At 33.1% G+C, this 10,397-nt stretch carries 9 protein-coding genes; 7 read left to right on the forward strand and 2 right to left on the reverse strand.

Annotated elements, in window-relative coordinates; genetic code table 11:
- The first annotated feature begins 3 nt into the window (after positions 1–3).
- A complete protein-coding gene (gene fbaA, locus VP395_RS03965; RefSeq protein ID WP_346240410.1) occupies positions 4–1,071 on the forward strand; it encodes a class II fructose-bisphosphate aldolase in 1,068 nt (355 codons plus the stop codon).
- A gap of 302 nt (positions 1,072–1,373) precedes the next feature.
- Positions 1,374–2,231 carry an acetyl-CoA carboxylase, carboxyltransferase subunit beta gene (accD, locus tag VP395_RS03970; RefSeq protein ID WP_346240411.1) on the forward strand — a complete coding sequence of 286 codons (858 nt, stop codon included), beginning with the start codon at positions 1,374–1,376 and terminating at the stop codon, positions 2,229–2,231.
- A 93-nt stretch (positions 2,232–2,324) separates the two neighbouring features.
- Here the strand turns inward: accD and VP395_RS03975 are convergent, their stop codons facing one another.
- The gene (locus VP395_RS03975) at positions 2,325–3,422 is read right to left on the reverse strand and encodes a sensor histidine kinase (protein ID WP_346240412.1); all 1,098 of its coding nucleotides are present in this window, start codon (positions 3,420–3,422) and stop codon (positions 2,325–2,327) included.
- A 158-nt stretch (positions 3,423–3,580) separates the two neighbouring features.
- Positions 3,581–4,678, reverse strand: a complete 1,098-nt coding sequence (locus VP395_RS03980; protein ID WP_346240413.1) for a sensor histidine kinase — start codon at positions 4,676–4,678, stop codon at positions 3,581–3,583.
- A gap of 191 nt (positions 4,679–4,869) precedes the next feature.
- Between VP395_RS03980 and rpsO the strand changes: the two genes are divergently transcribed.
- The 5 genes from rpsO to VP395_RS04005 all read left to right on the forward strand — a co-directional run bounded on the left by rpsO (position 4,870) and on the right by VP395_RS04005 (position 10,327).
- Positions 4,870–5,139 (forward strand): 30S ribosomal protein S15, encoded by a 270-nt coding sequence (rpsO, locus tag VP395_RS03985; RefSeq protein WP_346240433.1) that lies wholly within the window; start codon positions 4,870–4,872, stop codon positions 5,137–5,139.
- A 390-nt stretch (positions 5,140–5,529) separates the two neighbouring features.
- Positions 5,530–7,782, forward strand: a complete 2,253-nt coding sequence (locus VP395_RS03990) for a polyribonucleotide nucleotidyltransferase (protein ID WP_346240414.1) — start codon at positions 5,530–5,532, stop codon at positions 7,780–7,782.
- A gap of 134 nt (positions 7,783–7,916) precedes the next feature.
- Positions 7,917–9,038, forward strand: coding sequence for a tyrosine-type recombinase/integrase (locus VP395_RS03995; protein ID WP_346240415.1), 1,122 nt, complete (start codon positions 7,917–7,919; stop codon positions 9,036–9,038).
- A gap of 106 nt (positions 9,039–9,144) precedes the next feature.
- Positions 9,145–9,762, forward strand: coding sequence for a hypothetical protein (locus VP395_RS04000; RefSeq protein WP_346240417.1), 618 nt, complete (start codon positions 9,145–9,147; stop codon positions 9,760–9,762).
- A 154-nt stretch (positions 9,763–9,916) separates the two neighbouring features.
- Complete coding sequence (locus VP395_RS04005; protein WP_346240418.1) at positions 9,917–10,327, forward strand: hypothetical protein; 411 nt, start codon at positions 9,917–9,919, stop codon at positions 10,325–10,327.
- The last annotated feature ends 70 nt before the right edge of the window (positions 10,328–10,397 follow it).

A 10,397-nucleotide genomic window follows, 5' to 3' on the forward strand; every position in this document is an offset into this window, starting at 1 on the left:
ATTATGGGACATAACATAAAACCAGGCGTTGCTACAGGAAAAGAAGTACAAGCCATTTTTAAACTTGCTAAAGAAAAAGGATTTGCTTTACCAGCCGTTAATGTAATTGGTTCGGACACCATTAACGGTGTATTAGAAACTGCAGCAGCACTAAATGCGCCTGTAATTATTCAATTTTCAAACGGTGGCGCACAATTTAATGCTGGAAAAGGTTTAAATAACGACGGTCAAAAAGCCGCAATCGCTGGAGCAATTGCTGGAGCAAAACACGTACATACACTTGCCGAAGCATATGGTGTTCCTGTAATTTTGCATACAGACCACTGTGCAAAAAAACTGTTACCTTGGATAGATGGTTTATTAGATGCTAGTGAAAAGCATTTTGCCGAAACAGGAAAATCACTTTTTAGTTCACATATGATTGATCTTTCGGAAGAACCAATTGAAGAAAACATAGAAATATGTAAAACCTATTTAGAGCGTATGAGCAAAATGGGCATGACTTTAGAAATTGAACTTGGTATTACAGGCGGTGAAGAAGATGGTGTAGATAATAGCGATGTAGATGATTCTAAATTATACACACAACCAGAAGAAGTTGCTTATGCATACGAAGAATTAAGTAAAGTAAGTGATCAATTTACTATTGCTGCAGCTTTTGGAAACGTACACGGTGTTTACAAACCTGGAAACGTAAAATTAACACCAAAAATCTTAAAAAATTCTCAAGACTATATCTCTAAAAAATACGGAGTAGGCCATAACCACATCGATTTTGTATTCCATGGTGGTTCAGGTTCAACCGTTGAAGAAATTCGCGAAGGTATTAGCTACGGTGTCATCAAAATGAATATCGATACCGATTTACAATATGCATTTATGAGTGGTATCCGTGATTATATGGGTAGTAAAAAAGATTACTTAAAAGGACAAATAGGAAGCCCTGATGGTGACGATTCTCCAAACAAAAAACACTACGACCCACGTGTTTGGTTACGTGCGGGTGAAGTTACTTTTGTAGAGCGTTTAAAAAAGGCCTTTGAAGACCTTAACAATGTGAACACTCTATAAAATAGGTTTATTAGATATAAAAAATCCTGCTTCACGCAGGATTTTTTCATTTACATACATGCTTTAGTCCATAAAAACACTTAAAACATGTATAAAAAAAATTCAATTAATAAAAAAAAGAATGGCTATACTCCTAAATTAAAATAAAGCCTTAATTTTGTAGTCAGGCTTTTTGCTTTAACCATTTTAATTTTACACCTAATCGTGTTTATTAAAAAAAGATATTGCAGCAATCCTTAACGAAAACACCGATGTACAAGGTTTTTAAATCTAAAATCGTAAATCTAAAATCGTAAATCACTATGTCTTGGTTTAAAAGAAAAACAAAAGGAATAACTACTACTACAGAGGAAAAAAAAGACACCCCTAGAGGCCTTTGGTACAAATCTCCAACAGGAAAAATTGTCGATACAGAAGAGCTTGAAAAAAACTTTTATGTAAGTCCTGAAGATGGTTACCACGTTAGAATAGGAAGTAAAGAATATTTCGAAATTCTTTTTGATGATAATAAATTTAAAGAGTTAGATCCTAATTTAGAATCTAAAGACCCGTTAAAGTTTATAGATACCAAAAAATATCCAGACCGTTTAAAGTCTGCACAAGAAAAAACCAAATTAAAAGATGCTATTCGCGTTGGTGTTGGTAAATCTAAAGGAAAAGACTTAGTTGTAGCTTGTATGGATTTCGCATTTATTGGTGGCTCTATGGGAAGTGTTGTTGGTGAAAAAATTGCACGAGCAGCAGATTATTCATTAAAACACAATGTACCACTTATGGTAATTTCTAAGTCTGGTGGTGCCCGCATGATGGAAGCTGCACTATCGCTTATGCAACTCGCAAAAACCTCGGTAAAATTAGCACAACTTGCAGATGCTGGCATACCATATATATCATTATGTACCGACCCAACAACTGGTGGTACCACAGCATCGTTTGCTATGTTAGGCGATATTAATATTGCAGAACCAGGCGCTTTAATTGGGTTTGCAGGACCACGTGTAGTAAAAGACACAACTGGTAAAGATTTACCCGATGGTTTTCAAACCTCGGAGTTTTTATTGGAACACGGCTTTTTAGATTTTATTACACTAAGAAAAGATTTGAAAACAAAAGTAAATCAGTATTTAGATTTAATTTTAAATCAGCCTTTAAGAGCTTAGATTTTTAGTATATTATAAAAAGACCTCATAGATTTTAAAATCTATGAGGTCTTTTTATTTAAGAAATTGAAACAGCTAATTTTTAATTTTCTACTAACCTGCTTTTAAAAAAATTGAAAATGTCGTTCCAACATTAACTTCGCTTTTTACTTTTATATGCCCTCCCAATGACTCAACATGATTTTTAGTAATAAAGAGACCAACACCTAAAGCATCTTTATTTCGGTGGAAGGTTTTATACATTTGAAACAACTTATCACCAAATTTATCTAAATCTATCCCTAGGCCATTATCCTCTATGTGGAACACCGCATATTCATCTTGAATTTCACTGGACAGCTTAATAACGGGATCTCTTTTATCAGAACGGTATTTAACGGCATTTGTTAAAAAATTTAAAATAATACTATCCAAATACGCTGGAATAGCTTTAACATTATGATTTTCACTAACCTCATTCTCAATAGTACAATGAATGTTTTTCGCCAATGCACTTACATTATATATACATTGATTCACATAATCATACAAATTAAGTACCTCAATATTACTTTCATCAATTGCCTTTATTTTAGCTACTTCTGTTAAATGTGAAACTGTTTGGCTCAAATTAATTACAGAACCTTTTAAAAGATCAAAATTCTCATCCTCAGTTAGTTCATGCGATTCCTCTTCTAGAAATGCAACTAAAGTCATTAAATTTGAAGCATGGGTTCGTAAATTGTGGGTGATAATTTCTGCAAAACTAGACAATCTGCTATTTTGCTCTTTGGCTACGCCCAACATAAACTCTAAATGATTTTTATCTTTTTTATGTTTTGAAATATCATCAATTTGAGAAATAATGTACAACGGTTCACCTTCAGGGTTTCTAACTATGGAAGCAGATAATTTAGCCCAAACTATACTTCCATTCTTATGAAAATAACGCTTTTCCATTTGATAGTTATCTGCATCACCTTTAAGTAGTGATTTCATACAACTTAAGTTAACATCTAAATCATCTTTGTGGGTAATATCTTTAAACGACATGCTGTACAGTTCGTCTTCAGAATACCCTAAAAAAGCAGTAACACTTTTATTAACCTTTATCCATTGACCATTGATATTCAATATTGCTATGCCACCCATAGCATTATTGAAAATATTCTCAAATAATTTATCCTTTAAAAGACTTAGGTTTTTAGGCATCGTACAAGGGAATAAAGATAAACACCTTTAAATATACCTATTTTTTATGAAATTTTTTACTTTTTCACTCATCCAATTTACAGAAAAAAACACACAATCCAATAAATTAGATAATTTAGTTTGATGAATATATTTATGATAAGGCAAAAAAATCTGTTTTAAGCCGATTTTAAATAAACTGAGAATATTGTTCCCTCATTAACTTTGCTTTTAACCTCTACACGACCTCCTAAAGATTCAATATGGTTTTTTGTTAAAAAAAGACCTATACCTATAGCATCTTTATTTCTGTGAAATGTCTTATACATTTGAAAAAGTCTATCGCCATATTTCTCCAAATCAATTCCCAACCCATTATCTTCTATATGGAATACAACATAATCGTTTTTAATTTCACTGCTTAGCTTAATAACGGCATCTCTGTCATTAGATCTGTATTTCATGGCATTGGTTAAAAAATTTAAAATAATACTATCTAAAAAAGCCGGAATTGCACTAACTTGATGGAAAACATCCACCTGATTTTCTATTGTACAATTTGTGTTTTTCGCTAAAGCACTTACATTGTAAATAGCACTGGTAACATACTCACACAAATTAAGAGACACAACTTTGCCCTCTTCAACCGATTTTATCTTAGCTACTTCTGTAAGATGAGAAACGGTTTCATTTAAATTAGTTATTGATTCTTTTAAAAGCTCAAAATTTTCATCTTTCACCAAGGAATGGGACTCCTCTTCCAAGAACTCAAACAATGTCAATAAATTTGAAGCGTGGGTTCGTAAATTATGGGTTATTATATCGGCAAAACTTGACAGCCTATTATTTTGTTCTTTAGTAACATTAAGCAAAATTTCCAATTGTACCCTATCGCCCTTTTGTTTTGAAATATCAAGAATTTGTGATATAAAATAAAGAGGACCACCTTGCGAGTCTCTTACCAATGATACAGATAATAATGCCCAAACAATACTGCCATTTTTATGAAAATACCGCTTTTCAATCTGATAATTGTCTATTTTACCTAAAATTAGCAACCTCATATTATCCAAATCAATATCCAAGTCATCTTTATGTGTAATATCTTGAAATGAAATTTTATAAAGTTCCTCTTCGGAATAGCCTAAATGCTTAACAACACTATCATTAACTTTTATCCATTCTCCTTTAATTCCTACAATGGCAATACCTCCACAAGTATAATTAAAAATATTTTCAAACAGTTTGTCTTTATGTAAGTTTAGATTTTCTGGCATATATTAAAAGTATTCTATGTTCTCGTTTTAAATGTAGTATTTATTTTTCAAAAAACCACTTTATTTATAAGATAAATATTACCTTAAAAAAGAATTACCACTTGTTGTTATTGAAATTAATTTATTCACTATATTTGCCGCTCGAAAGAAAGGCTTTCGTGTACATAAAAATTATTTACAACAATATTAGCATGTATTTAGATCAAAAAGAAAAAGAAACCATCTTTACAAAACATGGTAAAGATGCGAAAGACACAGGTTCTGCTGAAGGGCAAATTGCTTTATTCACTTACAGAATTAACCATTTAACTGAACACTTAAAAAATAATCGTAAAGATTATAACACAGAGCGTTCGTTAGTAAAATTAGTAGGAAAGCGTCGTGCTTTGCTAGATTACTTAACTAAGAAAGATATCTTAAGATATCGTGCTATAGTAAAAGAATTAGGATTAAGAAAATAAAAAAAAAGAGGCTTTTTAGCCTCTTTTTTGTTTTTGCGTTAGGGATTGAAGCGGCATCCTTTTTAAAACGCCATTGCGAGGACAGAGGACGTGGCAATGACGTTTTAAAAAGATATAGCGCAAAGCCCGACTTTTTGCTCATACCTACAAGGTTTTAAAACCTTGTAGGTATGAGCAAAAAGTAACGCCCAAATAAATGTTACAGTGTCATTACGAGGAAAGTAACAACGTGGTAATCTTTCCAAAAGAAACAGATTGCCACAGCAAATTAAAAAATTTGCTTCGCAATGACGTAAAATAGAAGAAGCTTATTATAGTTTTTCATTGGTCACACAACAACTACACACAACAACACAACGACCATTGTTTAATTAGAATTAAAAAAAATTTATGATTCCAAAAGTTTTTAGAGAGGTCATAGACCTTGGTGATGGTAGAGAAATCTCCATTGAAACCGGAAAATTAGCAAAACAGGCACACGGTTCTGTTGTTGTGCAATCTGGAAAATGTATGCTTTTGTGTACTATTGTTTCCAACTACAAACAAAGTGATGTAGACTTTTTACCGTTAACGGTAGATTACCGCGAAAAATTTGCAGCGTCTGGACGTTACCCAGGCGGTTTCTTTAAAAGAGAAGCAAGACCAAGTGACGGCGAAGTATTAACCATGCGTTTGGTAGACCGCGTGTTACGTCCGTTATTCCCAAAAGATTACCACGCTGAAACACAAGTAATGATTCAGTTAATGTCTCATGATGAAGATGTGATGCCAGAAGCTATGGCTGGATTAGCAGCTTCGGCAGCGATTCAATTAAGTGATGTTCCTTTTGAAACGCCTATTTCTGAAGCTAGAGTAGGCCGTATTAATGGTGAATTCATCATCAATCCTACAAGAGCACAACTATTAGAATCTGACATCGACATGATGATTGGAGCTTCTGCCGATTCTGTGATGATGGTGGAAGGTGAAATGAATGAGATTTCTGAAGAGGAAATGGTAGAAGCTATTAAGTTTGCGCACGATGCTATTAAAGTACAGTGTGCTGCTCAAATTAAATTAGCGGAGGCTTTTGGCAAAAAAGAAACTCGTGAGTATGAAGCAGAACGTGAAGACGAAGCATTAGCTAAAAAAGTTAGTGATTTAGTTTACGATAAAGTGTATGCCGTAGCAAGAGCTGCATCGGCAAAACACGAACGCAGTGCTGCTTTTGATGCGATTAAAGAAGAAGTAAAAGCAACATTTTCTGAAGAAGAGTTAGAAGATTTTGGAGACTTAGTTTCTAAATATTTCTATAAAGCTGAGAAAAAAGCGGTTAGAGATTTAACCTTAAATGAAGGTTTGCGTTTAGATGGACGTAAAACCGATGAGATTAGACCTATTTGGTGTGAGGTAGATTATTTACCATCTACACACGGTTCTTCCATCTTTACGCGTGGGGAAACTCAAGCATTAGCTACCGTTACTTTAGGAACTTCTAGAGAAGCAAACCAAATAGACATGCCATCTTTTGAAGGTGAAGAGCGTTTCTATTTACATTATAACTTCCCTCCTTTTTCAACTGGTGAAGCGCGCCCATTAAGAGGCACGTCGCGTCGTGAGGTAGGACACGGAAATTTAGCACAACGTGCATTAAAAGGTATGGTACCTGCAGATTGCCCGTATACGGTAAGAGTCGTGTCGGAAGTATTAGAATCAAACGGTTCATCTTCTATGGCAACGGTTTGTGCTGGCACTATGGCATTGATGGATGCTGGTGTTCAAATTAAAAAACCAGTTTCCGGTATTGCCATGGGATTAATATCGGATGCTGAAACAGGAAAATACGCTGTGTTATCTGATATTTTAGGTGATGAAGACCACTTAGGTGATATGGACTTTAAAGTAACCGGTACTGCCGATGGTATTACCGCTTGCCAAATGGACATAAAAGTAAAAGGGCTTTCTTATGAAATTTTAGTAAATGCATTAAAACAAGCACAAGCTGGACGTTTACATATTTTAGGCAAACTAACTGAAACTATTGCGCAACCAAATGCTGATGTGAAAGCACATGCACCTAAAATGATAACAAGAGTCATTCCTAATGCTTTCATTGGTGCGTTGATTGGTCCTGGCGGTAAAGTGATTCAAGAATTACAAAAAGCGACTAAAACAACTATTGTTATTAACGAAGACCCAATTACCGAAGAAGGTATTGTTGAAATTTTAGGAACAAACCAAGACGGTATTGATGCTGTATTGGCTAAAATTGACTCGTTAATGTTTAAGCCAGAAGTTGGCGGTACCTACGAAGTGAAAGTAATTAAAATGTTAGATTTTGGTGCGGTTGTAGAATATACTGAAGCTCCTGGAAACGAAGTTTTATTACATGTAAGCGAACTGGCTTGGGAACGTACTGAAAACGTAACCGATGTGGTTAATATGGGCGATGTTTTTAACGTGAAGTATTTTGGCTTAGACCCAAAAACACGTAAAGAAAAAGTATCTCGTAAAGCGTTATTAGATAAACCAGAAGGTTATGTTGCTAGACCACCAAGAGACAATAACGATCGTGGTGGACGTGACAACAGAGGTAGGGATAATCGTGGACGTGATAATCGTCGTGACGACAGAAAACCAAGAGAAGACAGAAAAGAAAATTAATTTTTTTAAGAGTCCATAATTTTATTAAAGCCTGTTTCAAAATTAGAAACAGGCTTTTTTCATATATTATAATTAATACTTTTTTTACAAAGCCAATAATTTTTTTATTAGATTAGCAATTAAATATTCTATTTATGGTTACCATAACTCTTACCCCGTTGTTTCATAAAAACAACCAATTCATAGCCATATATTTTAAATTTGATCTAGCCATTAAAGACTACATCAAGACTATTGAAGGTGTAAAGTGGAGCAAAACACATAAAACATTTTATATAGAGAACAGTGCTATAAGCAAGCATAAACTTTTCCAAGCATTAAGGCTTAAAAATTGGTATATAGATTATAGTGCGCTATCATCTGTAAAAGCAAAAACACCAAAAGTTGAAGCAAAATTTCCAGCCATTAAACTTCCTTCGTTACAAGAATTGGAACAGAACAATTTAGAAAAGTTTAAAAAATGGATGCAGCAAAAGCGATTAAGCAGCAATACGGTAAACACCTATTTTGAAGTAACGTCATTTTTTTTGAGGTACGCACAACTTAAACAACAGCCTATAACCGCAAGATTGGTTGAACAGTTTAATTATGATTTTATAGTAAAACCCAATAAATCTATTTCTTACCAAAACCAATGCATTAACGGCATTAAAAAATATCTGGACTACATAAACACCCCGCTTTCAAATTTTAACATTGAACGCCCAAAAAAGCCAAAAAAACTACCCGAAGTTTTAAGCAGTGACGATGTAAAAAATATTTTAGAAAACATTATAAATTTAAAGCACAAAACACTGCTTTCGCTTATTTACTCGGCAGGTTTACGTATTGGTGAAGCATTACAAATACGTATAGCAGACATTGACAGTAAGCGTATGGTAATACATATAAAAGCTGCAAAAGGCAAAAAAGACAGATACACGCTACTATCGGTAAATTTTCTAGAATTATTGCGTGCATATTACAAAACCTATAAGCCAAAAGATTATTTATTTGAGGGGCAAGATGGCGCTTTATACAGCACATCGAGCGCACAGATTATATTAAAAAAAGCTGCAAAAAAGGCGAACATAAACAAACCAATTACCTTACATACTTTACGCCATAGTTTTGCTACGCATTTGCTTGAAAACGGCACAGATATTAGATACATACAAACCTTATTAGGGCACAGTAGCCCTAAAACCACAATGATTTACACGCATGTAAGCGAAACTAGCATTAGAAATATAAAAAATCCTTTTGATAATTTATAAATAAATACTACATTTCAATGGTGTATGAAAATATCCACATTTACCAAGCAAATAAACTGAATTAAAACGAATGAAACTTCCGCATAGCCATCTAAAATAGAACAAAATGCAGAACAAATATGGGTATATAAATAAGTTACCTACAATATTGAAAAAACTACTTCAAATATTAATTCTGACTTTAATCACAGCCTGTGGTACTACTAAAAATACGACTGACCTAATTGCGGACGAAAAGTTTGAATTATGCTCTGAAATCATATATAATCGACTCGTAACGGAAGTTGGACCGATTGAGGGAAAACTGATTTACAAACAGAATATTCATAGTTTATTAGAAAATTCACTACTTCAAGAAAAATATCTGAATGAAATAAGCAAAAGCGGATATTCGGAATTATTAAAAAAAGCAAATCGGAAAGAAATAAAACCTGAATTTTTTGAGAAATTTAAATCGGATTTAGGGTTTGACCCTTATTTGTTATTTCCGATTAATTCTCATTTATCCTGTTATGGTTATTTATTTGAACAATTAAAAATTTTAGATAAATCAAGCTGGCAATTTGAATTTGGATTAGCATACAACAAATTTGAGGCTTACGGAAGTTTAGAAACTGAAAGTGAATATTTAATTGACGCGCTGAATAAAATTCCAGAAGATAAATTTGAATTGATAATGTATCGGAAAATATTCTTGGATTTAATATACACGAATCTGAATTAAAAATACTGTAGGTAACACCGTATATAAAAAATTGCTATTTTTAGCTAAATCAAAAGGTCGTTGCACGTTTGGTACGTCTGATTTTCCTTCGGAAAATCCTCGCACACAAACACGCAACTTTCCATATACATAAACGTTACCTACAATTTAAAAAATGAACAATCTTGAGCCAACTTGGAAATTATCAAAAAAACTGATTTTAGAAAATTTTGCATTTCTTCAATCTGAATTTGACTTTCCAAAGTTTGAGGAAAAATTGATTAAAGACGAATATTATATCATGACTAGAAAAAACGACATTGAATTTAATTGTCTGATTTTTCAATATTCATTCAACTCTCCTTTTATTGCAATAACTAATCACTCTGAACCGATTGAATTTACTGCTGATATTACTCCTACGAATTATTATCGGATTGACAGATTGGACGAAAGCAACGAACTGAAAAACATTGCGGAAAAAGGACGAAATTATATTAAAATGTACGTAGAAAAATGTTCTGAATTATTAAAATCCAAACCAAATATATTAAACGGAATCACAACTGATTTCAAAAATAAATAAAAAAAAACTGTAGGTAACAAAGAACTGAGCTAAAAAACAAATCTTTTTAAGCCATTTTTGAAACAAAATT

The organism is Mariniflexile soesokkakense (genome assembly GCF_039650365.1).
GTDB lineage: Bacteria > Bacteroidota > Bacteroidia > Flavobacteriales > Flavobacteriaceae > Mariniflexile > Mariniflexile soesokkakense.

Coding starts and splice junctions, on each gene's coding strand:
- VP395_RS03975 (WP_346240412.1), bottom strand. CDS start 3,422: ATGCCTAAAAACCTAAGTCTTTTAAAGGATAAATTATTTGAGAATATT.
- VP395_RS03990 (WP_346240414.1), top strand. CDS start 5,530: ATGATTCCAAAAGTTTTTAGAGAGGTCATAGACCTTGGTGATGGTAGA.
- VP395_RS03995 (WP_346240415.1), top strand. CDS start 7,917: ATGGTTACCATAACTCTTACCCCGTTGTTTCATAAAAACAACCAATTC.
- fbaA (WP_346240410.1), top strand. CDS start 4: ATGGGACATAACATAAAACCAGGCGTTGCTACAGGAAAAGAAGTACAA.
- accD (WP_346240411.1), top strand. CDS start 1,374: ATGTCTTGGTTTAAAAGAAAAACAAAAGGAATAACTACTACTACAGAG.
- VP395_RS03980 (WP_346240413.1), bottom strand. CDS start 4,678: ATGCCAGAAAATCTAAACTTACATAAAGACAAACTGTTTGAAAATATT.
- VP395_RS04005 (WP_346240418.1), top strand. CDS start 9,917: ATGAACAATCTTGAGCCAACTTGGAAATTATCAAAAAAACTGATTTTA.
- VP395_RS04000 (WP_346240417.1), top strand. CDS start 9,145: ATGCAGAACAAATATGGGTATATAAATAAGTTACCTACAATATTGAAA.
- rpsO (WP_346240433.1), top strand. CDS start 4,870: ATGTATTTAGATCAAAAAGAAAAAGAAACCATCTTTACAAAACATGGT.